Origin of the sequence: Xanthomonas floridensis, from assembly GCF_001642575.1 — a bacterium.
GTDB classification, from domain to species: domain Bacteria; phylum Pseudomonadota; class Gammaproteobacteria; order Xanthomonadales; family Xanthomonadaceae; genus Xanthomonas; species Xanthomonas floridensis.
In genome coordinates this window covers 15,428-41,390 of record NZ_LXNG01000007.1, presented here as the reverse complement: position 1 = coordinate 41,390, position 25,963 = coordinate 15,428, and the positions used below count along the sequence as shown (strand labels likewise).

Below are 25,963 nucleotides of genomic sequence, written 5' to 3'. Positions count from 1 at the left end.
TTCCCGATTCCCGATTCACCCCAACTCGTGGCAGTCGGCGCGGCGCACTTCTTCAACGAACTTGCGCATCTTGTGGCCGTCCTTGATGCCGGGGGCCAGTTCGACACCACTGGACACATCCACGCCCCACGGCAAGGTAGCGACGATGGCATCGAAGACGTTGTCGGCGTTGATGCCGCCGGCCAGCAGGAACGGACGATGCAAGCCGGTGGGCAGGCGCGACCAGTCGAAGGTCTTGCCGGTGCCGCCGCCGGCCCCCGGCGCATGGCTGTCGAACAGGAAACCGGCGGTGTTCGGATAGGCCAGCTGCAAGGTACGCGCGTTGGCGTCTTCGCCGTTGACCCCGGCGCTCCCCATCGGCACCGCCTTGAGATACGGCAGGTTGAAGCTGCGGCAGAACGCGTCGTCTTCCTCGCCGTGGAATTGCAACAAGGTCGGGCGCACGGTGCGCACCACTTCGCGTACTTCTTCCTTGGAATTGTTGCGGAACAAGGCGACCACATCGACCATCGGCGCGGTGGCCTGGCGCATCGCGCGCGCCTCCGCCGGCGCCACGCGCCGCGGGCTGCCGTGCGCAAAGATGAAACCTACCGCGTCCACACCCAGCTCCCCGGCCAGTCGGATATCACCGGCGCGGGTCATGCCGCAGAACTTGATACGGGTGCGGTACAGCGATCGATTCATTGGGTCACCTCGGCAGGCAGATGCCACTCTGCAGGATACAGAGGCCCGATAAACACCAGGCCTTGTGGCGGCGCTGTCGGGCCGGCAACCGTGCGGTCGCGTCCGGCCAGCAACGTCGCGATCCAGTCGGCCGGTTGCTCACCGGACCCGACCAACATCAGCGATCCAACAATATTCCGCACCATGTGATGAAGGAATGCATTGGCCTGGACCTCCACTTCCACCACCTCGCCATCGCGCCGCACGCTGATCGCCTGCAGGTTGCGACGTGCGTGCAGCGCCTGGCATTGCACGCTGCGGAACGCGCTGAAGTCGTTCTCGCCCAGCAGCGCCTGTGCGGCGACATGCATGGCGTCGGCGTCGAGCGGGCGACGCTCCCAACTCAGGGTCTGCCGATACAGGGCCGGACGGATCTGGCGATTCAGCAGGCGGTACCGGTAGCGCCGCGCGCGCGCAGAAAAGCGCGCATGAAAATCGTCGGCGGCCGGTACGCACCAGCGCACCGCGACCGATGCAGGAAGCCGCGCGGTGGTGCCCAGCATCCAGCCACGCGGCTCGCGCCGTGCATCGCTGTCGAAATGCACCACCTGGCATTGCCCATGTACGCCGGCATCGGTGCGGCCGGCACACACCACCTGGATTGGCGCATCGGCCACCGACGACAAGGCCGCCTGCAGGCTGGCCTGCACGCTGGGCCCACCGTGCTCGCCCAGCTGCTGCCAGCCCTGGAATTCGCTGCCGTCATACTCCACGCCCAGCGCGTAACGCATCGGTACCTGCCTGTGTGTTCAATCAGTCAACCTGCCGCACGTGCGGCAAACGCAAGCTGACCGGGGTCAGTTCGCAGCAACTCGGTTCGCAGCAACATCGCTGGAACGCCAGATGGCGGGCACCAACGTCCAGCCCACACTGCGGTCAGCGCGCACGCCTGGCCACTCCACCTGGCGCGGCTCCGCAGTGGCCAGCCCTACGCGACGGACCGCTCCGACCACACCGCCAGCGTGGAACCGCCCGGCTCGCGGAAATGAAACCGGCTGCCCCCAGGGAAACCGAATACCGGCTTGACGATCTCGCCGCCGGACGCGCGCACGCGCGCAAGCATCGGTGCCAGATCGTCGGCATACAGCACCACCAGTGGGCCGCTCTCGCCTGGGGTCGGGACCGTAGTGCGGTAGAAGCCCCCGTCCATGCGGCCGTCGTTGAAGGCCAGATAATCCGGGCCGTAGGCCTGGAACTGCCAGCCGAATACGGCCTCGAAAAAGGCACGACTGGCATCCGGATCGGTTGAGCCGAACTCCACGTAGTCGATACGGCGCTCGCGCACCGCCATGCTGTCCATGGCCGGGCTCATGCCAGGCGCTCCAGCAGTTGGGCCGCCTCGGCCCGGGTGGCGTCGTCGCCGCTGGCGGCGACCTCCAGCAGCAGGCCGCGCGCGGTGTCCTTGTCGCCCAGGTCCATGTAGGCCACCGCCAGTTCCAGACGATCGCGTCCGGCCGAGGCGAATTGCCGGTCGCTGACCGGGTTCGGCGCGGCCACCGGGGCCACCGGCGCCGGCTCGACATCCAGCTGACTGTGCGGCGCGTGGTACTGCACCGCCTGCTCCGGATCCACGCGGCTCTCATCGGCGCTCGGCGCCGCGGAGGCGAACGCTGACGCAGGCTCGGCGAAGATCGGATGCGCAGCGTCGCGCTGCGTGTCGGACGGCCCGGCTGCCGACTCGGGCTCGGCCGGCGCTGGCGGGGCTGCACGTAGCGCGCGCCACTCATCGCTATTGACCGCCACGGGCGCAGCCACCGGTTCGGCCCACTGCGGCTCGCGGCGCAGCACCTCCGACAATGGCGGCTGCGGCTCGTGGGCACGCTCGTCCTCGCGCAGGTCGGCCTGTTCGAACTCGGTCTCGTGCAGCACCTCGCGCTCGCTGGGCTCGGTGACCGGCGCATCCTCCTGTGCGGCGCCTGCAGCCACCGCTGGGGCCGGCGGCATGAAGTCGAACTGGCGCCGGGGCAACGGCGGCAGCGGCGAGGGTTTGCGGCGCCGTGCGGCCAGCCACGCGACCACTGCCGCCACGATCAGCACCACGCCACCGATCAACCACAGCGGGAAACCGCCGCCTTGCGGCGCGGCCTGCGGCGCCTCGGCCAGACGCTTCTGCGCCGCGGCCAGGTCGGTGTCCTTCATTGCAATCAAGGCTTGCTGCTGCTGCTTGAGCTTTTCCAGGTCGGCCACGCGCGAGCGCAGATCCTGCAATTCCGCATCGCGGGTGGCGATGTCTTCCTTGGCCTGTTGCAACTGTTGATTGGCCGCCATCTCGCCCTCGCCTTCGGCACTGGTGCCGGACGTCGCGCCGGCAGTATTGGTCTGACTCGCCACTGCCGGGGCGATTTCGAGCCGCGCGCCATTGCCGGCGGCAGCGGATGCGGCAGGTGTCGCCGGGGCCGGCGTCGCTGCAGCCGCAGCACCGGCTTCGGCCGGCTGTGGAATGGCCGAGCGTGCCTGCCGCCACTGCGCGGCCTGCTCGCGCACCATCACGGCCGCTTCTGCGGCACCGACCTGCGCCAACGCATCTTCCTGCGGCGTACGCAGGACTGCGCCCTGCTTGAGGCGGTTGATGTTGCCGTTGATGAAGGCGTCGGGATTGGTGCGCAACAGCGCCAGCATGGCCTGATCCAGCGAGTGCCCGCTGGTGCGCGCCACGGATGCGGCGATTTCGGACAGGGTCTGGCCCGCGCGTACCGCTGGCAGCGTATCGCCAGCGGCCTGTGTGGCCGCAGCCGCACCGGCCGCCGGGCGCGCAGAGGGCGCGGCGGTGCCTTCATCCGTGCCGCTGCGCTCGCCTGCCGCCACGGGTGCGGCAGCAGGTTCGCGGGCGATGGTATTGCTGGCGCCGGCCTGCGGCGCGTCGATGGCCGGTTCGGCGATGGCTGCAGCGGTATTGGGCGCGTCCACCAGCGCCGCGTATTCGCGCACCAGGCGGCCCTGGCTCCACTCCACTTCGATCAGGAAGTTGATCGCCGGGCGGTCCACCGGCTGGCTGCTGGTCACGCGGATCACCGCGCGCCCGCGCGCATCCTGCGCAAACTGGAACTGCAGGTTGCTGACCAGTCCCTGCGGCCGCTCCAGGCCGACGCGCGCGAAGGTGGTGGCCGAGGCCAGCGCCACGCGCGCGTTGTCGAGCTCGCCCGGCTCATTCGAGATGACCGGAATTTCTGCCACCAGCGGTTGCCCGGGCTTGGACAGCACCCGGATATCGCCCAGCCCCAACGCCATGGCTGCGCCGCTGCATGCCATCAGCAGCAACGCACCTATCCCTTGTATCGGACGCATCGCGCCCCTGCCCCTATGTTTCATGGGCATCAATATAGCCGCTGGATGAGCGAAAAAGTCGCCCGACGGCAGCACGCGCATCCAACGGCAATGCCGCAATGCGACATCCGTGCAACGGCGCAGCCGTCTGCGAGCGTTGCAACGCACCAGGCACGCGAACAACCCCATTCGATCGCTTGCCATGCAGTGCCTGCGCAAGCGGCGCCATGGCGCGCCCGGACATGCGTGCGCAGCGACCGCCAATCCCGGGTGCCAACAGCGAATGCGCCTGGCCTATCACCCTGGATGGACGCCGGGTGGGCTCAAGCCTGCGTGCCGGCGCGTTGATCTCGGGAGTTTTCCGTACATGCGAGTGCGCATGCGTCCAGCAACTGCATCGAGAAGGCTATCTCGCAACTCGCGTCCAGTGCATGGCCTTAGTCAGGTGCGACACATCCCAACCCTGGGAACCCACAGACAAAGGCCAATGCCGCAGCGTCGCGCGACCAGGCGTTGCGACACATGCCCCACGATCCGGGCGTCGTCGTCTGGCGCTTGCTTGAACGCACCATGTAGGAAAGGTCCGGCAAGCGAGGTCTGCTAACCGAAACTACGTGTCGTTACACGCGCAGCAAGACACCCCTGCGATGAAGCTCCATCAGCAACGCCAAGCCTGCGAGTCGCGCTCCGCGAGCGCACGATCGCTGCCACCTTTGTGACAATCAGGCATGCCCTGGCATGGCAAGCCAAGCAATCTGGCACTGTCGCGCAAGCGCTTAACAGCGCGATGGGAGCATGCCAGCGCCGCCCCATCGCGCACCATGCGCTACTGCGAAATGCCTCAGCCTTCCTGCGCCACCAGTTCGGCCAGCTGCACGGCGTTGAGCGCGGCGCCCTTGCGGATATTGTCGGAGACGATCCACAGATTGAGACCACGCGGGTGCGAGAAGTCTTCGCGGATGCGACCGACGAACACCGCGTCCTTGCCGGAGGCATGCGTGACCGGGGTCGGGTAGCCGCCGGGCTTGCGCTCGTCCACCACTTCCACGCCTGGCGAGGCGTCCAGTAGCGCACGCGCCGCTTCCACGGTGATCTTGTCGCGGGTCTCGATGGCCACCGCTTCGGAATGGCCGTAAAACACCGGCACGCGCACCGCGGTGGGATTTACCTGGATGCTGTCGTCGCCGAGGATCTTGCGGGTTTCCCAGACCAGCTTCATCTCCTCCTTGGTGTAGCCGTTGTCCTGAAAGTCGTCGATGTGCGGGATCAGGTTGAAGGCGATCTGCACCGGGAAGCGCTGCGGGTCGATGTCCTGGAAGCTCAGCAGCTCGCTGGTCTGCTTGCCCAGTTCTTCCATCGCCGAACGCCCACCGCCGGAGACCGACTGGTAGGTCGCCACGTTGATGCGTTCGATGCCGTACTTGCGGTGGATCGGGCCAAGCGCCACCAGCATCTGCATGGTCGAGCAATTGGGGTTGGCGACGATGCCGCGTGGGCGCTGCTTCAGCGCTTCCGGGTTGACTTCGGACACCACCAGCGGCACGTCGTCGTCGTAGCGGAACGCGGAGGAATTATCGATCACCACCGCGCCGGCAGCGGCGAACTTGGGGCCATATTCCTTGGACACGCTGCCGCCTGCGGAGAACAGCGCGATGTCCACGCCGGTCGGGTCGAACTCGGCCAGGTCCAGCACGTCGACCTTGCCGCCGTTGAACTCGACCTGCCCGCCGGCCGAACGCGCCGAGGCCAGCGCATACAGGTTGGCGACCGGGAACTGGCGCTCGGCCAGGATGCTCAGCATGGTCTCGCCGACAGCGCCGGTGGCGCCCACGACCGCGACGTTGAAACGACGGTTTTCGTTGCTCATGAGAATGTCTTTATCGAAAGGGGAAAAGAAAGGGAGCACTGCGCGCTGAGTTCGGGGAACCTCCAACGCTGGCCGCGGAGGTTCCCTATCGTTTGGTCGACACGGTTTTGCTCGCGCCCACGATCGCGCCGCCACGTTTGGCAGCGGCAATCGCATCGGCATTGAGCGCGCTCGGCGGATGCCCGGCCTGAGGCCCCTTGCCCAGGGCGGCGATCAGGTTGTCCACCGCCAGCTGCACCATGGCGCGGCGGGTGGCCAGGCTGGCGCTGCCGATATGCGGGGTGAGTACCACGTTGCGCAACGCCAGCAGTTCCGGGCGCACACGCGGCTCGCCTTCGTAAACATCCAGGCCGGCACCGGCCAGGCGGCCGTTGGCCAATGCATCGGCCAGCGCCAGCTCATCGACGATCCCGCCGCGCGCGATGTTCACCAGCGTCGCGGTGGCGCGCATCTTGCCCAGCGCCACGGCATCGATGATGTGGTGCGAGTCCCTGGTGTACGGCAACACCAGCACCAGGTGGTCGGACTGCGCCAGCAACGTCTCGAAATCGACGTACTGCGCACCCAGCGCCTGCTCGGTGACGGCCGGCAACTGGCTGCGGTTGTGATACAGCACGCGCATGCCGAAGCCGTGTGCGCCGCGCCGCGCGATGCCCTGCCCGATCCGGCCCATGCCCAGGATGCCGAGCGTGCCGCCGTGGATATCGGCGCCGAGCATGGTCTTGAACGACCACTGCCCCCACTGCCCATCGCGCAACCAGCGCTCGGACTCGGTGATGCGGCGCGCGGTGGCCATCAGCAGTGCAAAGCCGAGATCGGCAGTGGTTTCGGTGAGCACGTCCGGGGTGTTGCTGGCCAGAATGCCGGCGGCACTCAAGGCGTCGATGTCGAGATTGTTGTAGCCCACGCCGACGTTTGCGATGGCGCGCAGCTGCGGCGCCGCAGCGATTTCTGCCGCACCGACCCGCTCGTTGAGCGTGATCAGCGCGCCGTCCAGCGATGCCAGCTGCGCGGCCAGCTCGGCCGGCGACCAGGCGGTGACGCGTTCGGTAGTGGTCAGCTCGAAATGTTCGCCCAGTTGCGCGACCACATCGTCGAACAACGGCTGGCTGACCCACACCCTGGCGCGACGCGAATCAGACATCGACCTGACCGGGTATCCGCGGCGCCACGTTACCAACATCGCCGCATTGCGCACGGTGACGCAGCGCCTGGTCCATCAGCACCAGCGCCATCATCGCCTCGGCGATCGGCGTGGCGCGGATGCCCACGCAGGGGTCATGCCGGCCGGTGGTGATCACATCGACCACCGCACCGTCGGCATCCACCGTGGCGCCGGGCAGGCGCAGGCTGGAGGTCGGCTTGAGCACCATCGAGGCGGTGACCGCCTGGCCGGTGGAAATGCCGCCGAGAATGCCGCCGGCGTGGTTGCTGAGAAAGCCTTCCGGGGTGATCAGGTCGCGGTGCTCGGTGCCCTTTTGTGCGGCACTGGCGAAGCCGTCACCGATCTCCACGCCCTTGACTGCATTGATGCTCATCAACGCAGCAGCCAGTTCGGCATCGAGCTTGCCGTAGATCGGCTCGCCCCAGCCTGCGGGCACACCGCCGGCCACCACGTCCACGCGCGCGCCGACCGAATCGCCGGACTTGCGCAGCGCATCCATGTAGGTTTCCAGCTCCGGCACCTGTTCGGCATGCGGCCAGAAGAACGGGTTGTCTTCCACCGCATCCCAGTCGAAACCGGTCGGGCGGATCTCACCCAGCTGCGACAGGAAACCGCGCACCAGCACGCCATAACGCTGCTTGAGCCACTTCTTGGCGATGACGCCGGCGGCGACGCGCATGGTGGTTTCGCGTGCCGACGAGCGACCGCCGCCGCGTGGATCGCGAATGCCGTATTTCTGCCAGTAGCTGTAGTCCGCATGGCCGGGGCGGAACTGCTGGGCGATGTTGGTGTAGTCCTTGCTGCGCTGGTCGGTATTGCGGATCAGCAGCCCGATCGGCGTGCCAGTGGTGCGGCCTTCATACACGCCGGAGAGGATCTCGATGGCGTCGGCTTCGCGGCGGGCGGAGGTATGCCGGCTCTTGCCGGTAGCGCGCCGCTGCAGATCGTGGCTGAACTCTTCCGGTGCCAGCTCCAGGCCCGGAGGGCAGCCGTCGACGACGCAGCCGATCGCCGGCCCATGCGATTCGCCGAAGGTGGTGACGGTGAACAGCTTGCCGAACGAATTGGCACTCATGCGCGCAGTCTCATCGCTGCGCGGCCAGCTCGCTGATGCGCGCGTGGTGTGCGATCAGCTCGCGGCATTCCACCGCAAAGATGCCCATCTGCCCGACCTTGAACTCGACCCAAGCCAGGTCCACTTCCGGCAGCAGCTTGATCAGGTGCTGCTCGGATTCGCCTACTTCGCAGATCAGCAGACCGTCTTCGCTCAGGTGCTGCGGTGCATCGCGCAGGATCTTCAGCACCAGATCCAGGCCGTCGTCGCCGGCACGCAGCCCCAGTTCCGGCTCGTAGGAGTATTCCTGCGGCAGCGCGTCGGTCTCCGCGTTGGTGACGTACGGCGGATTGGTGACGATCAGGTCATACTGGCGGCCGGCCAGGCCGGTGAACAGGTCCGACTTGAGCAAGCTGACATTATCGGCATGCAGGCGCGCCTTGTTCTCGGCGGCCAGCGCCAATGCGTCATCGCTGATGTCCACGCCATCCACATCCCAGTGCGGGTTGTAGTGGCCCATGGCGATGGCGATACAGCCCGAGCCGGTGCACAGGTCCAGCGCGCGGGTCACTTCGCGGCCGCCCAGCCATGGCTCGAAGCCGGCTTCGATCAGCTCGGCGATCGGCGAGCGCGGCACCAGGGCACGCGCATCGCTCTTGAAGCTCAGGCCGGCGAACCAGGCCTCGCCGGTGAGATAGGCCGCCGGCACGCGCTCGGTGATGCGGCGTTCGAACAGGCCCAGCACGCGTTCTTTTTCCTCACGCAGCAGCCGTGCCTGGCCATACGCCGGGCCCAGGTCGTGCGGCAGGTGCAGGCTGTGCAGCACCAGCTGGGTGGCTTCGTCCAGCGCGTTGTCGTAGCTGTGGCCGAAGGTCAGACCGGCTGCGTTGAAACGGCTGGTGCCGTAGCGGATCAGGTCGATGATGGTGTGCAGTTCGTCGGCCGCGGCGGCAGTCATGGCAACAACTAAAAAGGAATCGGGCCCCGATTATAGAGGTCGGATCGGTATCATGAGCGTCCGTTGCACTGGAAACCGCCATGTTCAATCGCAATACCGGCATCGTGCTGCTGGTGGCGCTGGCCGCCGGTCTTGGGTTGTTGCTGGGTCAGAAGTTCTTCGGCGGAGCGCCCCGCTCGCCCTGGCCGCCCACCCAGACCATCACGTTTTACCCGCAGCCGCGGCCCTTGCCGCAGTTCAGCCTGCGCCAGTCCGATGGCACCCAGCTGGTGTCTGGCGAACTGCAGGGGCATTGGACACTGGTGTTTCTGGGCTTCACCTTCTGTCCGGACGTCTGCCCGACCACGCTGACCGATCTGGCGGTGGCGCAGAAGCAGTGGGAAAGCATTCCCGATGGGCTGCGCCCGCGCGTATTGTTCGTGTCGGTGGACCCGCAGCGCGACCCGCCCGCGCGGTTGGGCGAGTACGCCCACGCCTTCCACAAGGACACGCTGGCGGCCACCGCAGACGTGCCGGCGCTGGAGCGCTTTGCCACTGCGCTGGGCTTGGTGTTCCAGAAGGTGCCGGGCAAGAACTTCGATCAGAACCCCAACGACTACAGCATGGATCACTCGGCCGGCATCGCCGTGCTCGACCCGCAAGGCCGCCTGATCGGCCTGATCCGTCCACCGCTCGACCCCAAGGCGATTGCCGCCGACCTCCAACAGCTGACCAAGGTAACCGCTCCGTGAGTTTCGTCACCTCCCTGACCTACGTGCTGCCGCATCGCTTGCTGTCCTCCATGGCGCGCGCGCTGGCGTATTCGGACACGCCGTCGACCAAGCAATGGTTGATCGACACGGTGACGCGCAAGTTCGGCGTGGACCTGAGCGAAGCGCAGGAACCCGACCCGCGCGCGTATCCCACCTTCAACGCCTTCTTTACCCGCGCCCTCAAGCCCGGCGCGCGCGTACCCGACCCCGACCCGGCCGCATTGCTGATGCCGGCCGATGGCCGCATCAGCCAGCTCGGCCCGATCGAGAACGGCCGCATTTTCCAGGCCAAGGGCCAGTCGTTCAGCGCAGCCGAACTGCTCGGCGACGAGGCAGCTGCAGCGCCGTTCAACAACGGCCTGTTCGCCACCGTGTACCTCTCGCCGAAGGACTACCACCGCGTGCACATGCCGTGGACCGGCACCTTGCGCGAAACCGTGCACGTGCCCGGCCGGCTCTTCAGCGTGGGCCCGGATGCGGTGCGCAATGTGCCGCGCCTGTTCGCGCGCAACGAGCGGCTGGTGTGCCACTTCGATACCGAATTCGGCCCGATGGCATCGGTGATGGTGGGTGCGTTGCTGGTGTCGGGCGTGGAGACGGTGTGGAGCGGCGTGGAAATTCCGCGCTACGGCGATCGCATCACGCGCAAGGATTATCGCGGCAAGGGCATCGTGCTGGAGAAGTTTGCGGAGATGGCCAGATTCAACTATGGCTCGACCGTGATCGTGCTGCTGCCGCCGGGTGTGGCCCAGCTCGATGGCGGACTTGCGGCAGAGACATCAGTGCGACTGGGTCAAGCGCTCGCACGGCGGCAAGTGCGCTGACGCGCAGCGGCCCGTCCAGCATCCAGGCGCAGCATTTGAATGAGGCGCGGCGCGCGTCAACTACGGCTCGACCGTGATCGTGCTGCTGCCACCGGGCGTGGCCACGCTGGATGGCGGACTTGCTGCAGAGACATCGGTGCGCTTGTGACAAGTGCTCGCACGTCGCGGGTGAGTTGACGACAGCGGCGCACTGACCGTCCTGGACGTCAGTACGCAGGACGACAATCCCGGCCTGGTGGTCCGTCCTCGTAGGTTGGACCTCCTCGCAACGCCTCGCGTACCAGGTCGCTACCCAGTACGGCACTCGGCGAACGCGGCGAACGACGCCATAGGCGCGGGCCTGACCGCGGCAAGGCATTCCAGACTACGTTGTGCGGCGCACCGGCGTGTTTGCACGCCAGCCTACGACGGAGGGCGTACTCGCTTCCGCCGGAGCTACCCCAACGGCCTCGTCGCGGCCAGGTCCGCTCCAACGGGAGCGCGACCCGGTGCAACTCGCCGATGCGGTAACGGCCGCGCCGGCTCAGCGATCGCAACCGGCCAGCTTGATGCTCTGCCCCGGCTTGAGCGCATACGACGGTGCCTTCAGGCCGTTGGCCTTGGCCAGCTCTTTGATCTCGCACTGGTACTTCTGCGCGACGCGGCCGAGCGTATCGCCCTTGGCGATGGTATAGCTGCGTGCCTGCTTTGCCTTGGGCTTGGCGACCGCCGGCTGGCCGGTGGCCACGGTGGTCGGCACGCCGGCCATCGGGCTGACGTCGCCCACCGCCACGCTGGGCGTGTATTCGGTGGCGCTGCTGCTACGGACAATCGCGCTATTGAGATCGGCAGTGATCAGGGTGCGTGCCAGATCCGCGCGCGGGCCGTTGACGCAGTAACGCGTGTACAGGCTGGCGATGCGGTTGGTGGCATTGATCACGGTGCCGGCAGGCATCCAGCCATCGGGCTCGTAACGCGGGTTGAGATTGCGCAGCGCGCGCATGTAGCCATCGCGCGTGCCCATGCTGCCCAGGCAGATGGTGAGCTCGTAGATGGAGGTCGACTTGGCCAGCTTGATGGTGGCCGGTTGCGCGTCGAACTTGGCGAAGTCCACGCCGTACTGGCGCGGGTGCAGGAAGATCCACGCCGCGGCGATCACCATCGGCACGTAGTCCTTGGTTTCGGCCGGGAACTGGTTGTAGACATCCTGCTCCCAGAAACCGCGGCCACCGGACTGCGCGAACACGCGCGCCGCGCGCCCTTCGCCGCCGTTATAGGCGGCCAGTGCCAGCTCGATGCTACGGTTGAGCCCGGCCATGCGCTCATTGAGATAGGCGGCGCTGGCTTCGGCCGCGCTGCGCGCATCGAAACGGGTGTCGAAGCCGGTGCCATCCGGGCCCAGCCCGAAACGCCGGCCGGTGGCGGGCATGAACTGCATCAGCCCGGCGGCGCCGGCACGCGAGCTGGCGTGCACCTTGCCGTTGGATTCCTTGGCCATGATGCCGAACAGCAGCGCCTCGGGCAGGCCACGCTTCTGCCATTCCGGCCACATCACCCCACGCAGGTTGCTGTAGTTCTCGTAGCTGGTCATCAGCGCCGGCCGCATGTCGGTCAGCCAGCGACGGATGCCGGCCTGCACGGCCGGGTTGTACTGCACCATCTTGTCGAACTCGTGGCGCTGGTCGTTGAGCAACGAGGCGGCACGTGCGGCCTCGGGCACGCCGTTGGCTGCCGGGCCGAGATGGTCGGGGTCGGCCTGCAGCAAGGTGTCGTCGTCTTCCGGGTCCTCTGCGGCCTGCGCCTCGGCATCGGCGCGCGCCTTCAGCAGCCGCTTGTAGGTCGCCAGCTGGTTGGAGACCAGGCAACCGCGCTGCTTGATGCAGGCGTCGATGACATCCTCCATGTCCTCAAGCGCAGCGTCGCCTTCGGCGGTGCCCTTGGGGTCGGAGTTGTTCACCAGCACCAGCGCATCGCGGTAGCGCTTCTCGGCGGCGGCCATGCGTGCGTCCAGCGCGGCGACCTTTTCGGTATCGCGCTTGGACAGGGCCTGGGCGGAAGGAGCAAGAGACAACAGCGCCAGCACGGCCAGAGCAGGCCATGGGCGCAAACCAGAATGAGCGAGCGGCATCGTCGGCAGTACAGCGGAAAGGCAGGCAGGGTAGCCGCCGGGACAACACCGGGGCAAGGCGCGGCAGCCGCCAGGGTCAGTGGCCCGTTAGCTTGGCGAGCATCCCGGCCGCGATCATCGCCTGCAGATCGGGGTATTTCGACGCGCGGCGGGCAGTGCGATGGACCCGCTGCCCGGGCCTGTTCCTTCGTCCGCAAGCTCGCGCGAATCATTCGTGGCGCGCCCGGTAGGCCTGCCACCGTTGCCCGCTAGAATCCGGTCTTTCTCCACCGGATCAGTGCAATGGCCTCGTTCCTGCTCGGCAAAGGCGTCACCGACGACATCCCGGTCATCCTGAAAGGCCGCTTCGGCAATCGGCATGGCCTGGTGGCCGGCGCCACCGGCACCGGCAAGACGGTGACCCTGATGACCCTGGCCGAGGGCTTCTCGCGGCTGGGCGTGCCGGTCTTCCTGGCAGACGTGAAAGGCGACGTGGCGGGCCTGGCGGTGGCCGGCGACGGCGCGCCCGGCGTGCTGCAGCGCGCCACGGATGTGGGCATAGCCGACTACTCGCCGGCCGCCAGCCCGGTGGTGTTCTGGGACCTGTATGGGCAGCTGGGCCACCCGGTGCGCACCACCGTGAGCGAGATGGGCCCTACCCTGCTCGCGCGCATCCTGGAACTCAACGACACCCAGTCCGGCGTGCTGGACATCGTGTTCAAGCTTGCCGACGACCGCGGCCTGTTGCTGCTGGACCTGGACGACCTGCGGGCACTGCTGGCGCTGGTGGTGAAAGAACGCAAGGAGTTGTCCACCAGTTACGGGCTGGTGTCGGCACAGTCGGTGGCCGCGATCCAGCGCGCACTGCTGCGGCTGTCGCAGGATGGAGGCGAGCAATTCTTCGGCGAACCGGCGCTGGAGCTTGCCGAGCTGATGCGCGTGGCACCGGACGGCCGCGGCGTGATCGGCATCCTGGCGGCCAACCAGCTGGTGCTCAAGCCCAAGCTGTATTCCACGTTCCTGCTGTGGCTGTTGTCCGAGCTGTTCGAGGGCTTGCCGGAAGTGGGCGACCTGGAACAACCCAAGTTGGTATTCGTGTTCGACGAGGCGCATTTGCTGTTCGAGGACGCGCCGGCGGCGCTGGTGCAGCGCATCGAGCAGGTGGTGCGGCTGATCCGCTCCAAGGGCGTGGGCATCTATTTCTGCTCGCAGTTTCCCGACGACATTCCCGACACCATCCTTGGCCAGCTCGGCAATCGCGTGCAGCACGCACTGCGCGCCTACACACCGCGCGACCAGAAGGCGGTCAAGACTGCGGCGCAGACCTTCGTGGCCAATCCCAAGCTCGATGTGGCCTCGGCCATTTCCAGCCTCGGCACCGGCGAAGCACTGGTTTCGCCGTTGCAGGGCAAGGGCGTGCCGGCGCCGGTGCAGCAGACCCTGATCGCCCCGCCGCGCTGCCGCATGGGTGCCATCAGCGCGCCCGAACGCGAGCAGGTGCGTGCGGCCAGCCCGGTCGGCACACGCTACGACACGGCCATCAATCGCGAATCGGCCGCCGAACTGCTGGCACGCCGCGTCGAACAGGTGGCCGAGCACACTGCCGCCCCGCCAGCGCGTACCCGCGAGCAAGAAGACACGCAGGACAGCGGTTTCGGAAAAGCGGTCAAGGACGCCGTGTTCGGCACCGGCCGCCGTCAGGGCATGCTGGAAACGATGGCCAAGCAGACCTCGCGCACCATCGGCAGCAAGATCGGCCAGCAGATCGTGCGCGGTATTTTTGGGAGTATCTTTGGTGGGAGGCGTTGAACCCAGACATTAAATGAGGAAGCACCGTGAGCAAGGATGCCAAGAAGACCCTGCTGACCTGCACGATTGCCCTCGTGCTTGTCGTCGTCAGCACGGCCTCAGCCGAACAGAGAGGTCGAAGTGATCTTTGGCCTCTAAAGCGGCAGCAGGTACTGACGGGCACCTACACGGGGCAACTCACCTCCTACACGCAAGACTGCCAAACTGTCCGCGCCGAGCTTTTTCTTTCGATGCCGACTCCCAGCAGGAACATGCAGCGCTACACGTTAAAAACCACCTGCATCGCTGGCAACCAACTGAACCGCCCACCCCGCACGATTACCGGTGCCTGGGACATGGACGAGGCCAGCGGTAGCTGTCTGGTGCTCAACTTCATGGACGTCGACGATCCGATGGTCGGACCGAACATCTACGGGTTTGCTGTCGAAGAGGATCCTCTCCCCTCGGACCACAAGCATCCCATTTACGTCCTCGCTCAAGACGGCCATAACTGCCACAGCGGTAGATCCCCGGAATATGACGACAAGATGCTTAGAAGGGTGCGCTGACAACGGCACGCCTTTTTGCGCGAGGGACAGTGGCGAGTAAAGGCCAGTATTGTTTTGGGTTGACGATCTAAGACAGCTCTACTTCTACGGACCATGCGCACTGCTGCGCAAGACCCGCAATTTCGCGGTCATCGCAAGACTGCGACGCGACACCTGCGCCGTCTAGCAACGCCAATACTTTGGGGAAGCTAATTTTCAAGTTAATTCAGCACGCCATGCAACTTGGCGTACTGCAACAACATGATGGTCTTGGCATCGGCAATTTCGCCGGACGCAATCTTCGCCAACGCTGCGTCAAGCGGCAGTTCCAGCACCTCGATCTCTTCGCCATCTTCTTCGACCCCGCCACCGTCGCTCACCTTGTCGCCGTCGAAATACTCGCCGACGAAGAAGTACAGGCGTTCGGTGACCGAGCCGGGGCTCATGAAGGCCTCGAACACCTTGCGCACGTTGTCGATGCGGTAGCCGGTCTCTTCTTCGGTTTCCTTGCGGATGCAGGTCAGCGCATCGTCCTGGTCGAGCAGGCCGGCGCAGGCTTCGATCAACATGCCATCCGGGCTGCCATTGAGCAGCGTCGGCAGGCGGAATTGCCGGGTCAGCATCACCGTCTGCCTGGCGCGGCTGTAGAGCAGGATGGTGGCGCCATTGCCGCGGTCATACGCCTCGCGCGACACCGTCTGCCAGCGGCCGTCCTTGCGCTGGAAATCGAAGGTGACCTTGCGTAGCACATACCAGTTGTCCGACAGCACCTCGATGCTGCGAATACGAACCTGCGGGGTGTCGGCGACGGATGGATTCAAGCGAGATTCCTTGCAATAAAGGGACGGGCCACACCTTGGCGGTTGCACGCAAGCGCATGCCGCCTGCAGCAACGTCGCCACATGGCGGGCGGCGGGCAGGTAGCGGACCACAGGTTCTGTGCAGAAGTCCATGCACGGCCGATGGGCACGATGGCCACGGCCTGCCGGTGGCAATGATCACGATGATCGCAATCGTCGCGCGCACTGCGTGTGCCAGCACCATCGGCACGGCTTCGCGCAGCCGGCCGGCAGGCCCGCCTCCGCCAGTTGCCTGCGTCACGTCGTCCACCGCTGCGCGCAGGGCAGCCGCCGGGCCACAGGCGGCGCCCCGACCCCACTCGACCGGGCCTCGACGCGCCAGAGGCAATGCCGCAATTGCGCACGGTCGCGCATCGCCCCACAATCCCTTCACATCACACGCTTGGGGAGCGTCATGGAAGATCGTTTTCGCGCGCGCAAGGTTGCCGCGCAGGCTGCGCCCGCACCGTTCTGGACCCGCATTCCGTCCATTGCCACCTACCCGCTGCGTGGCTCGGCGCTCTACGCGTTGATCGCGCTGACGCTGTGCAGCGCACTGCTCGTGCTACCGGGCATCCTGACCCTCGTGGTCATGGGCGTGCTGGGCATGGCAACCTACACCTACGCCTTCGACATCCTGCGCCATACCGCCGATGGTCAGCCTGACGCCCCCAGGCTCGGCTACGACAGCTTTGACAGCGCGGTACTGCGCCTAATCCTGCTGGCCATCGCACTGGGCATCGTGATCGGCGTGGCCGCCGCGATCGCCGGCCCGTTCGGACTGACCCTTGCCTATCTGGGCACCATGCTGCTGTTGCCCGGCATGCTGATCTCGCTCGCCATCGACGGCAGCCTGCGCCGTGCGCTCAACCCGGCCGTCTCGATCGACATGGCGCTGCGCATCGGCTGGCCGTATCTGGCTGCCTACGGTCTGCTGTACGTGATCCAGGGCAGCGGCACGGCCGCGGTGTTCTTCGCACTGAAATTCCTGCCCCCGCTCGTGCGCGAGGCGACAGTGATGATGACCTCGATCTGGGCCCTGTTCGCCAGCTTCCACCTGCTGGGATATCTGGTGTACCAGTACCACGAAGAGCTCGGCTACGTGCCCAGCGGCGGGGCTGCGCACGAACGCATCGACCCGGACCAGCGCCTGCTCGACGAGGCAGACCAGTATCTGCGCGACGGCCATTCCGACGAAGCCTTCCAGGCCTTGCGCGGCGCGGTGCGCTCACGCGCGGTGAGCCTGGCAGTGCACGAGCTGTATCAACGCCTGCTGCGCCAGCACCATCGAAACGACGAGCTGCGCGAGCACACCCGGCAATACATCAACCGTTTGCTGCAGGAAAAACAGGAACGCCGCGCGCTGGCGCTGCAACGCGAGGCGCTGGATCTGGATGCGACGTTTACGCCGTTGACGCCGGAGCAGGCCACCCTGCTCGCCGAGCGCGCCAAGATGGCCGGCCAGTTCCAACTGGCCACCGATGGCCTGCTGGCCGCCATCGCCGCCTGGCCGCGCGACCGCATGCTGCCGGCCTGGTCGCTGGACGCAGGCCTGATGCTGGCCGAGCGCTTTGGTCGCGATGAGCAGGCACGTGCAGTGCTGCAGCAGGCACTGGAACAGTGCGATGACGATGCCCAACGCGCCAAGCTGGAAGCGGCCTTACGTGCGCTGGCAATCCAGCCGGCTTGATCGCTTAGTCCGGTTCGCAACCAGCCAGCAGGGTGCGCGCAGCACTGTGACCGCGGGACGCTGCAACGGGGCATAGTCCAGGAAGACGACCACAAGCGGCTCGCGGGGCGGGTGCAGCCGGCGCGGGATGTCCCACTCGTACACGCCAACTCTGTGCGACATCCACGCCTGACGACCACGCGCAGTGTTTGTGTGCCGCTCCACCTGTGCCGATGGCTTTGCGCATCTGCAGCGATCTTCGGGATGCGATTGTCCTGGTCGCCGCTGACGTGCCTTGAGCGACAGGCCCTGCAGGAACACTGCCGTCTAGCGCGGCGAACAAGACGACTGCGCAGCCGCCAGGCGCGCGCGACCGGTGCACCGAATCGGCATGTAGCACTCGTACACTCCGGTTACCCTGCGCCGTCCACGCCCACGCGTCTCCGCGTCCCAAGTTCGGCGCCCAGCGTGCAACCGGTCCATCTGACGACTGCTCACTACGTTCTGTCAGCCGCGCCCAGGCACTCGCTCCTGTCGCGCCATCCACTCAGCCGTTTTCCAGCAAAAACCGCGCCTTGCTCGCCTGCCCCTGTTCGGGAAATTGCTCCAGTACCAGCCGTAACAACCGTGCGCGTTGTTCGCCGGCCTGCAATTCGCCGTGGCGCAGCGCCAGCACGAACCAGCGCTGGGCAAGCTCGGCGCGCGGCGCGGTGCTGTCGCACTCCTTCAACAGGCGCTCGGCATCGGCCAGCAAGCCGTTGCGCAGACAGGCATCCACCAGCGCCAGGCGCGCCGGCAACTCCAGCGCGGCGCGGTCCTTGCCGAGCTCCGCGGCCACGCCCAGTTGCAGGCGTGTCTGCTCGGCAGTGTGCGTAGGCAGGCACATCAGCATGTGCGCGTGTCGCACGGCTTCGTGCTGGCGGCCGGCATTGCGTGCCACGCGATAGCGGGCCAGCGCGATCTCCAGGTTGTGCGGGCTCTCACTGGCCAGCTCGGCCAGCAGGCGTTCGGCCTCCTGGTTTTCCATGCGGCCCAGATGGCGTTGCGCGCGTTCCCAACGGTCGTCGCGCTGTGCGGCATCCTGCTCGTCCATGAAAGCCGGCCGGGTCTGCCGCACCGCCACCAGCAATGCGCCGAGCAGCGCACCGCTGATCAATCCGCCGGCATGCGCTTCGAACGCGACCCCCTCGCTGCCGCTCCCCAGCAGGCTGTAGAGCTCCCAGCCCAGCCACAGTGGCAGCAACAGGATCGCCGGCCCGCGCACGTAGTTGAACACCACGAAGAACCAGTAGAAGAACCGCACCCGACGGCGACCCCAGACCACGCAGAACGCGCCCATCAGGGCGGCGATCGCGCCGGAGGCCCCCAGGCCACCACCGGGCTCGCCCCAGCGCCACCACAGGCTGGCCGCACTGGCGCCGAAGCCACCCAGCAGATACAGCAGCAGGAACCAGCCGCTGCCGATCGCCCCCTCCAGCAAGGTGCCCAGCGCCAGCAGGAACACCATGTTGCCGAACAGGTGATCGGCGTTGGCATGCAGGAAGGTGGCCGAGAGCATCCGCTGCGGCGACCACTCCGAACTGCGTTGCAGATGGCGCAGGGTGAACACCCGCGCCAGGCGCGCGTCGTAGGGCGCACGCAGACCGCGCCACTCGCGCCGCTGCTCGTCGTCCTTGAACAGCGTCCCTTCGCGCAGCGCCTGCCCGAAAGCGACATCGTGCAGGGTGAGGTGCGCCAGGTAGGCGACACGCTGCGGTGCCGGCACCGCTTCCAGCCTGGCCTGGCGCGCAGTGCGCAGCCTGGTATCGGCGGTGCGCTCCAGATAGCGCGCATGCGCCTGCGCTTCCAGCGTGCCCAGCCCGGAGTCGACGTAATACCGCACGGCGTTTTCGACCAGGTCGTCGTCCTTGCGCTGATAGCCGACATAGACGACGACATTGATCAGTACCAGCAGCAGCGTCACCCAAGGGATGTTGTGGCGCGACCAGGGTTTGTGCAGCGGCATGATCAACATGACGACGTCCGTGTCTTGAGAATGGCGCAAAGCTTCGCCCGTGCGGCGACAGATGCGCAAGTGGAGCATGCGCGCTAGCATCGCGCCCCTTCCTTCCACCCAAGCCTGCCCATGAGCCGCTGGCGCCCGCCCGCTGAAAAAAGCACTGCGCTGATCACGCCCGAAGGGCACTCCCGGCTGAAGGCCGAGCTGGAAGAGCTGTGGCGCGTGCGTCGGCCGGAGGTGGTGCGCGCCCTCGCGGCGGCCGCCGCCGAGGGCGACCGCTCGGAAAATGCCGAATACACCTACCGCAAGAAGCAGCTCGGCGAAATCGACCGCCGGGTGCGCTACCTGAGCAAGCGCCTGGAAGCGTTGCGGGTGGTGGACACCGCACCCACCGACCCGCAGGCGGTGTTCTTCGGTGCGCAGGTGGAGCTGGAAGACGCCGACAGCGGCGAATTGCTGCGCTATCGCATTGTCGGCCCGGACGAAACCGACGCCGCACGCGGCTGGATCAGCATCGATTCGCCGCTGGCCCGCGCGCTACTCAAAAAACGCGTGGACGACGAGTTCGAGGCGCAGTTGCCGGCGGGCAGGCACACGTTTGTGGTGGTGGCAGTGGAGTACGCGGCGCTCTAGCCTTACCAGCAACCCGCATGCGTGGCCGCCGGGCGGTTGCGGCCCGCCCGCAGACGCCCCATTGCCGCGCGCCCACGCCCGTTGCAGTGTTGCCGTTCACATCCATCTGGCGACAACTCACGACCGTAGGCCACCGGCTTCAGATGGCCTCGGCAATGAGCGAGACCAGCGTGCTGCCACCCGGTCTTGGTGGATGCGGATGTCCGCGCCGGTCAGCGGTGCAACTAACGATCACGGTGACCGGCACGCAGTTGCCGCCACTTGGGCACAGATGCTCTGGCATACAGGTTCCGCGCGCGCCAGCGCTCTTGCCCGGCCTGTTCGCCGCAGTGGCGTGCATGGCCTTGTGCGAGTGAGAGCGCAGCGCATCGATCGGGGGCCACGCCGACCCCACTTGGCAAGCCTCCTCGCGCGCAGACACGCTGCGACCGGTTGGCGTGTCAGGTGGGACTGGCACGCCAATGGTTGGGCCCACACGGGAGCCTCAACAGGACGACCGCCGTTAGGCAAGCCTTGTCGCGCGCAGGCACGCCGCTAACGGCCGGCATGCCAGGTGGGGCTGATTCGCCGATGGTTCGGCACATACGGGAGCCTCGACAGGACGACCGCCGCTGGCAAGCCTCGTCGCGCAGGCACGCTGGTGCCGGCTGACATGCCAGGTGGGGCCGGGCGCCGAGGGTTCGGCACGCACGAGCCTCAATGGCCCGGCCCGCCGCTGGCAGGCCGCGGCGGCTACACCATCTGCAGGTTCAATGCCCGCCCTGGCTGCACCGCACGATCCGACGGCAGCGCATCGCCAAACAGATCGTGCTCGTCGCTGTCGGTGATCTCCACATCGACCAGGTCGCCGACCTTCAGGCCGAGCTCGCCGCCGTTCTGGATATGCACCAGGCCATCGATCTCCGGCGCATCGGCACGTGAACGCGCCACGGCAATGTCGTCTTCGATCAGGTCGACCAGGCATTGCTGCACGCTGCCGATCTTGGCCTCCAGCCGCGCAGCGGAAATCTCCGCCTGCCTGGCCATGAAACGCGCCAGACGCTCCTGCTTCACCTCTTCCGGCACCGGGTCGGGCAGCGCGTTGGCGCTGGCGCCGTCCACCGGCGAATACGCGAACGCACCGACGCGATCGAGCTGGGCCTGATCCAGGAAGTCGAGCAAGGATTCGAACTCGGCATCGGTCTCGCCGGGGAAGCCGACGATGAAGGTCGAACGCACCGTGATCTCCGGGCACATCGCCTTCCAGCGCTGCACGCGCTCCAGGGTTTTTTCCACCGCGCCGGGCCGCTTCATCAGCTTGAGGATGCGCGGGCTGGCGTGCTGGAACGGAATGTCCAGGTACGGCAGCAGCTTGCCTTCGGCCATCAGCGGAATCACATCGTCCACGTGCGGATACGGATACACGTAATGCAGGCGCGTCCACACGCCCAGCTCCGACAAGCCTTCGCACAACGCCTTCATGCGGGTTTGGTACATGCGGTCGCGCCAGGGACGCTCGGCGTATTTCAGGTCCACGCCGTAGGCCGAGGTGTCCTGCGACACCACCAGCAGTTCCTTGACCCCGCCACGCACCAGCCGCTCGGCCTCGCGCAGCACCTCGTCCACCGGGCGCGAAGCCAGGTCGCCGCGCATCGAGGGAATGATGCAGAAGCTGCAACGGTGGTTGCAGCCCTCTGAAATCTTCAAGTAAGCGTAATGCCGCGGGGTCAGCTTGATGCCGTAGTCGGGCACCAGATCCACGAACGGGTCGTGGCGCGGCGGTAGCGCGGCATGCACCGCTTCCATCACGCTCTGGTAGTCCTGCGGGCCGGACACCGCCAGCACCTGCGGGTAGGCCTCGCGGATCTGCTCCGGGCGCTTGCCCAGGCAGCCGGTGACGATCACCTTGCCATTGGCATTCATCGCCTCGCCGATCGCGTCCAGCGACTCGGTCACCGCCGAATCGATGAAGCCGCAGGTGTTGACCACCACCACGTCGGCCGCGTCGTAGCTGGGCACGATGTCGTAGCCCTCCACGCGTAGCTGGGTGAGGATGCGTTCGGAATCGACGAGCGCCTTCGGGCAGCCAAGGCTGACGAAGCCGACTTTGGGGTTCAGCTGGGACATGGAAGCAGGAGCCTGGGAAACGGAGCGGCCTGGGGCCTGGGCAAGGCCAATTATAGCGGCGTGCGGGCAGCGCTCTGAACCGCCGGGCCCCGCCAGCCCGGCCGGCTTTGCGAAACCCTCACTTTTCACCATGGCGGTCCGGTCGATAATGCGCGCCTCCCTCGCTGCACATCAGGAAATCCCATGGGTCACTGGACCACGCTCGACACCCCCGATGGCCAGGTTGCCGCCTGGCACGCCACCCCCGCCTCCAGCCCGCGCGGCGGCCTGGTGGTCATCCAGGAGATCTTCGGCGTCAACGAACATATCCGCACAGTGGCCGACGACTATGCCGCGCGCGGCTACGAGGTGCTGGCACCGGCCTTTTTCGATCTGGAAGAAAAGGACGTGCAGCTGCCCTACGACCAGGAAAGTCTGCAACGCGGCCTGGCATTGGCCAATGCGGTCGGCCTGGAGCGGGCGGTGGAGGTGGTGAAGTCCGCCGCCACCCTGCTGACCCGCGCCGGCAAGGTGGGCACCGTGGGCTACTGCTGGGGCGGTTCGGTGGCGCTGCTGTCGGCCATCCGCCTGGAGCTGCCCTCAGTGAGCTATTACGGCGGCCGCAACACCCAGCTGCTGGACGAAACACCCAAGGCGCCGGTGATGTTCCACTTCGGTGAGCGCGATTCCAGCATTCCACCGGAGGCAATTCAGGCGCACCGCGAAAAATTGCCGCAAATGGAGACCTTTGTGTATCCCACCGGCCACGCCTTCAACCGCAGCATCGACCCGAACCACTACGACGCCGACAGCGCCGAGCGCGCGCTTGAACGCACCCTGGGCTTCTTCGAGGCGCACCTGGGATGAGCGCACCGGCCTCCCGCGCGCCGGCAGCAGGCGACTTCCAGCTGGATCCGCGGCTGGCGGCCGATAGCGTGTTCGTCGCTGACGGGCCGCTATCCCAGGTGCGGCTGATGGACGACGCCCGCTTTCCGTGGCTGGTCCTGGTGCCGCGGGTGGCCGATGTCAGTGAGTGGATCGATCTGGATGGCAGCCAGCAGCGCCTGTTGCTGGCCGAAATCAACCAGCTCTCGCAGCTGCTGCGCGTGGAGCCTGCCGTGACCAAGCTCAATATCGGAGCGCTGGGCAATATCGTGCAGCAGCTGCATGTGCACCTGGTCGGCCGTCATCCAGGCGATGCGGCCTGGCCGGGGCCGGTGTGGGGCAGCGGCAGTGCGCAGCGCTTCGACCCCGACGCCCTGCAACAGCGTGTCGCTGCATGGGCGCAGCGGCTACGATAGGCGCCCGTTCGCCAACCTGCCTTCTCGCATGAAATCCAATGTCGTCGCCGCACTGATCCTGATCCTTGTCGGCTTGCTGTTCCTGGCCAACAACCTGGGTTGGACCAATCTCAGTCTTGGTCGCCTGATCGCTACCTGGTGGCCGGCCGCGCTGGTGGCCTGCGGCATCGGCATGCTGTTTGGGCGAGGGAAGTAGGTGGGGCTGGGAGTGGGGAATCGGGATTGGGAATTCGTAACAGCGGTGCCTCGGCACTGACGACCCGCGTAGCTGTTCAGCAATGCCCCCTTCTCCCTACGGGAGAAGGGGCCCCGAAGGGGCGGATGAGGGTACGCGCGAAGCCTGTGCATTCGACGAAGCGTTCTGATCCAGCACGGTTTTCTGATCCAACACCATTTTGCGATGTTGCAGCGACCATGACCATCGCGTCCGCCGTCGTTACCGCGTGCGCCTTGATGACAACTCATGAACAATGCACAGCCGCCAGCGGCGCGACATGACGACTGTCACCCGCAACTGTTGACTTCCGGCACCTGATTGGCGGGCGCCGCGGGCGCAGCATGGCCTCACACCCACCGAGGATGTCGCCATGAACTACCGCCTGATTCCCGCCCTGTTCCTGATCGTCCTGGGCGCGTTGTTTCTGCTGGACAACCTGGGGTTAGCGCATATGGATGTAGGCAACCTGATCGCGACCTGGTGGCCGGTGTTCCTGATCGCCGCCGGTGTGCGCCAATTGCTGCGCTACCGCGAGAAGGCGGCCGCGACCTGCTGAAGGCCATGGCCGCGCCAACCCATCAGGTGCGCGGCAAGGTCACGCCGGTCTGGCCCTGGTACTTGCCGCCGCGATCCTTGTATGAGGTTTCGCAGACTTCGTCGGACTGGAAGAACAACATCTGCGCCACGCCTTCGTTGGCGTAGATGCGCGCCGGCAGCGGCGTGGTGTTGCTGAATTCCAGGGTGACGTGCCCTTCCCACTCCGGCTCCAGCGGGGTCACGTTGACGATGATGCCGCAGCGCGCGTAGGTGCTCTTGCCCAGGCACACCACCAGCGTGTCGCGCGGAATGCGGAAATATTCCACCGTGCGCGCCAGTGCGAAGCTGTTGGGCGGGATGATGCAGACATCCGATTCGATGTCCACAAAGCTGCCCGGATCGAAATGCTTCGGATCGACAATCGTCGAGTTGATGTTGGTGAAGATCTTGAACTCGCGCGAGCAGCGCACGTCGTAGCCATAGCTGGACGTGCCGAAGCTGACGATGCGCTGCCCGGCGGCATCGTGCTTGATCTGGCCGGGTTCGAACGGCTCGATCATCGCGTGCTGTTCGGCCATGCGCTTGATCCAGCGGTCGCTCTTGATGCTCATGCGGTGTTCCTTGAAGACGGAAGGCGGCGAGCCGGGCGGCCCGCGCGAAAGACGGCGAATTCTAGCAGCGGCCGGCACCGGAGGCCGGCCGGGGCATTACAGCAGCGAGGCGGAAATCGGGATGCTGGCGCGCGGACGCTTGCCCAACTCTTCCGACAAGCGCATGGCTGCGGCCAGGTAGGCCTGCGCTGCCACCGACTCCGGCGCCGCCACCACGATCGGCCGGCCCGCATCGCCCTGTTCGCGGATACCGATCTCCAGCGGCAGCGATCCCAGCAACGGCACGCCGTACTGCGCCGCCATGCGCTCGCCGCCGCCTTCGCCGAACAGATGCTCGCGATGCCCGCAGTTGCTGCAGGTATGCACCGCCATGTTCTCGACGATGCCCAGCACCGGCACCTCCACCTTTTCGAACATCTTCAAGGCCTTGCGCGCATCCAGCGTGGCAATGTCCTGCGGGGTGGTGACGATCACCGCCCCAGCCACCGGAATCTTCTGCGACAGCGTCAGCTGGATGTCGCCGGTGCCCGGTGGCAGATCGATCAGCAAGTAATCCAGGTCGTCCCACAACGTGTCGTTGAACAACTGGGTCAGCGCCGAAGTCGCCATTGGCCCGCGCCAGATCATTGGCGTGTCCTGGTCGACCAGCAGGCCGATCGACATCGCCTCGATCCCGAACGCGCGCAAGGGTTCGATCGACTTGTTGTCCGGGCTGTCCGGGCGCCCACTCAGGCCCAGCATCGCCGGCACGCTGGGACCATAGATGTCGGCATCCAGCACGCCCACGCGGGCACCTTGCCGCTGCAGGGCCAGCGCCAGGTTCACCGCAGTGGTCGACTTGCCCACCCCGCCCTTGCCGGACCCGACCGCGATCACGTTGCGAATGCGTGCATGTGGCGCCAGTGCGCCCTGCACCGCGTGCGCCGGAATCCTGCGTTCTGCGCTCATGCCTGGCCGTCCTGCGCGCCGCCGGTGCCTGGGCACGCTGCGTTTTTGATCGTCGTTGCCATTGCTTATCCAGTGTTTTCGTAGGCGGTTGCGAA

24 protein-coding genes, 1 other RNA gene and 1 pseudogene are annotated in these 25,963 nt (G+C 66.5%); 12 read left to right on the top strand and 14 right to left on the bottom strand.

The features are described from left to right. Positions 1–15: 15 nt before the first annotated feature. From A7D17_RS04695 to prmB, 8 genes are all read right to left on the bottom strand, one after another. Entirely contained in the window at positions 16–684 is a 669-nt protein-coding gene (locus A7D17_RS04695; protein ID WP_064508041.1) for a phosphoribosylanthranilate isomerase, read from the bottom strand. Next, positions 681–1,454, bottom strand: coding sequence for a tRNA pseudouridine(38-40) synthase TruA (truA, locus tag A7D17_RS04690; RefSeq protein ID WP_064508040.1), 774 nt, complete (start codon positions 1,452–1,454; stop codon positions 681–683). The genes A7D17_RS04695 and truA overlap by 4 nt, the downstream gene beginning before the upstream one ends. 197 nt (positions 1,455–1,651) lie before the next feature. Next, on the bottom strand, positions 1,652–2,035 hold the full coding sequence (locus tag A7D17_RS04685) for a VOC family protein (RefSeq protein ID WP_064508039.1): 384 nt from the start codon (positions 2,033–2,035) through the stop codon (positions 1,652–1,654). After that, the gene (locus A7D17_RS04680; RefSeq protein ID WP_484606953.1) at positions 2,032–4,008 is read right to left on the bottom strand and encodes a motility hub landmark protein FimV; all 1,977 of its coding nucleotides are present in this window, start codon (positions 4,006–4,008) and stop codon (positions 2,032–2,034) included. Before A7D17_RS04680 ends, A7D17_RS04685 begins: the two co-directional genes overlap by 4 nt. Positions 4,009–4,828: 820 nt before the next feature. Then, positions 4,829–5,854 carry an aspartate-semialdehyde dehydrogenase gene (locus tag A7D17_RS04675; protein ID WP_064508037.1) on the bottom strand — a complete coding sequence of 342 codons (1,026 nt, stop codon included), beginning with the start codon at positions 5,852–5,854 and terminating at the stop codon, positions 4,829–4,831. A gap of 85 nt (positions 5,855–5,939) precedes the next feature. Then, on the bottom strand, positions 5,940–6,998 hold the full coding sequence (locus A7D17_RS04670; protein WP_064508036.1) for a 2-hydroxyacid dehydrogenase: 1,059 nt from the start codon (positions 6,996–6,998) through the stop codon (positions 5,940–5,942). Continuing rightward, on the bottom strand, positions 6,991–8,094 hold the full coding sequence (gene aroC, locus A7D17_RS04665) for a chorismate synthase (protein WP_064508035.1): 1,104 nt from the start codon (positions 8,092–8,094) through the stop codon (positions 6,991–6,993). Before aroC ends, A7D17_RS04670 begins: the two co-directional genes overlap by 8 nt. A gap of 10 nt (positions 8,095–8,104) precedes the next feature. Next, positions 8,105–9,031, bottom strand: coding sequence for a 50S ribosomal protein L3 N(5)-glutamine methyltransferase (gene prmB / locus A7D17_RS04660; protein WP_064508034.1), 927 nt, complete (start codon positions 9,029–9,031; stop codon positions 8,105–8,107). Between the two features lie 80 nt (positions 9,032–9,111). Between prmB and A7D17_RS04655 the strand changes: the two genes are divergently transcribed. From A7D17_RS04655 to A7D17_RS23935, 3 genes and pseudogenes are all read left to right on the top strand, one after another. Further along, entirely contained in the window at positions 9,112–9,762 is a 651-nt protein-coding gene (locus tag A7D17_RS04655; RefSeq protein WP_064508033.1) for an SCO family protein, read from the top strand. Beyond that, positions 9,759–10,607: an archaetidylserine decarboxylase gene (gene asd / locus A7D17_RS04650; protein ID WP_064508032.1), complete on the top strand. Its 849-nt coding sequence runs from the start codon at positions 9,759–9,761 to the stop codon at positions 10,605–10,607. Before A7D17_RS04655 ends, asd begins: the two co-directional genes overlap by 4 nt. Positions 10,608–10,656: 49 nt before the next feature. After that, a pseudogene (locus tag A7D17_RS23935) lies at positions 10,657–10,755 on the top strand (archaetidylserine decarboxylase); the annotation flags it as partial. Positions 10,756–11,130: 375 nt separating this feature from the next. Here A7D17_RS23935 and A7D17_RS04645 read toward each other — a convergent pair. Then, positions 11,131–12,714, bottom strand: a complete 1,584-nt coding sequence (locus tag A7D17_RS04645) for a transglycosylase SLT domain-containing protein (RefSeq protein ID WP_064508031.1) — start codon at positions 12,712–12,714, stop codon at positions 11,131–11,133. Between the two features lie 282 nt (positions 12,715–12,996). Between A7D17_RS04645 and A7D17_RS04640 the strand changes: the two genes are divergently transcribed. Then, complete coding sequence (locus tag A7D17_RS04640; protein ID WP_064508030.1) at positions 12,997–14,502, top strand: helicase HerA-like domain-containing protein; 1,506 nt, start codon at positions 12,997–12,999, stop codon at positions 14,500–14,502. Between the two features lie 26 nt (positions 14,503–14,528). After that, entirely contained in the window at positions 14,529–15,050 is a 522-nt protein-coding gene (locus A7D17_RS04635) for a hypothetical protein (RefSeq protein WP_064508029.1), read from the top strand. A gap of 200 nt (positions 15,051–15,250) precedes the next feature. Here the strand turns inward: A7D17_RS04635 and nudK are convergent, their stop codons facing one another. Beyond that, complete coding sequence (nudK, locus tag A7D17_RS04630) at positions 15,251–15,850, bottom strand: GDP-mannose pyrophosphatase NudK (protein ID WP_064508028.1); 600 nt, start codon at positions 15,848–15,850, stop codon at positions 15,251–15,253. A gap of 433 nt (positions 15,851–16,283) precedes the next feature. Between nudK and A7D17_RS24420 the strand changes: the two genes are divergently transcribed. Beyond that, complete coding sequence (locus A7D17_RS24420; protein WP_064508027.1) at positions 16,284–17,558, top strand: tetratricopeptide repeat protein; 1,275 nt, start codon at positions 16,284–16,286, stop codon at positions 17,556–17,558. A 370-nt stretch (positions 17,559–17,928) separates the two neighbouring features. Next, a non-coding RNA gene (locus A7D17_RS04620) (sX9 sRNA) lies at positions 17,929–18,050 on the top strand. 34 nt (positions 18,051–18,084) lie between these two features. On the opposite strand, the gene A7D17_RS04615 is transcribed toward A7D17_RS04620, so the two are convergent. Then, positions 18,085–19,551: a rhomboid family intramembrane serine protease gene (locus tag A7D17_RS04615; RefSeq protein ID WP_064508026.1), complete on the bottom strand. Its 1,467-nt coding sequence runs from the start codon at positions 19,549–19,551 to the stop codon at positions 18,085–18,087. Between the two features lie 111 nt (positions 19,552–19,662). Here A7D17_RS04615 and greB point away from each other — a divergent pair, with 111 nt between their 5' ends. Then, the gene (gene greB, locus A7D17_RS04610) at positions 19,663–20,169 is read left to right on the top strand and encodes a transcription elongation factor GreB (protein WP_064508025.1); all 507 of its coding nucleotides are present in this window, start codon (positions 19,663–19,665) and stop codon (positions 20,167–20,169) included. 732 nt (positions 20,170–20,901) lie between these two features. On the opposite strand, the gene rimO is transcribed toward greB, so the two are convergent. Continuing rightward, positions 20,902–22,275, bottom strand: coding sequence for a 30S ribosomal protein S12 methylthiotransferase RimO (rimO, locus tag A7D17_RS04605; protein ID WP_064508024.1), 1,374 nt, complete (start codon positions 22,273–22,275; stop codon positions 20,902–20,904). A gap of 183 nt (positions 22,276–22,458) precedes the next feature. Here rimO and A7D17_RS04600 point away from each other — a divergent pair, with 183 nt between their 5' ends. The 4 genes from A7D17_RS04600 to A7D17_RS04585 all read left to right on the top strand — a co-directional run bounded on the left by A7D17_RS04600 (position 22,459) and on the right by A7D17_RS04585 (position 24,328). Next, complete coding sequence (locus A7D17_RS04600; protein WP_064508023.1) at positions 22,459–23,121, top strand: dienelactone hydrolase family protein; 663 nt, start codon at positions 22,459–22,461, stop codon at positions 23,119–23,121. Further along, positions 23,118–23,555, top strand: a complete 438-nt coding sequence (locus A7D17_RS04595) for an HIT domain-containing protein (RefSeq protein WP_064508022.1) — start codon at positions 23,118–23,120, stop codon at positions 23,553–23,555. Before A7D17_RS04600 ends, A7D17_RS04595 begins: the two co-directional genes overlap by 4 nt. Before the next feature lie 28 nt (positions 23,556–23,583). Beyond that, complete coding sequence (locus A7D17_RS24575) at positions 23,584–23,751, top strand: LiaI-LiaF-like domain-containing protein (protein ID WP_003486900.1); 168 nt, start codon at positions 23,584–23,586, stop codon at positions 23,749–23,751. A gap of 391 nt (positions 23,752–24,142) precedes the next feature. After that, positions 24,143–24,328 (top strand): LiaI-LiaF-like domain-containing protein, encoded by a 186-nt coding sequence (locus tag A7D17_RS04585; protein ID WP_029819764.1) that lies wholly within the window; start codon positions 24,143–24,145, stop codon positions 24,326–24,328. A gap of 22 nt (positions 24,329–24,350) precedes the next feature. Here A7D17_RS04585 and dcd read toward each other — a convergent pair whose 3' ends face one another. Both dcd and apbC read right to left on the bottom strand, forming a co-directional pair. Then, on the bottom strand, positions 24,351–24,920 hold the full coding sequence (gene dcd, locus A7D17_RS04580; protein ID WP_010366727.1) for a dCTP deaminase: 570 nt from the start codon (positions 24,918–24,920) through the stop codon (positions 24,351–24,353). 96 nt (positions 24,921–25,016) lie between these two features. Next, on the bottom strand, positions 25,017–25,868 hold the full coding sequence (gene apbC / locus A7D17_RS04575; RefSeq protein ID WP_064508021.1) for an iron-sulfur cluster carrier protein ApbC: 852 nt from the start codon (positions 25,866–25,868) through the stop codon (positions 25,017–25,019). Between the last annotated feature and the right edge of the window lie 95 nt (positions 25,869–25,963).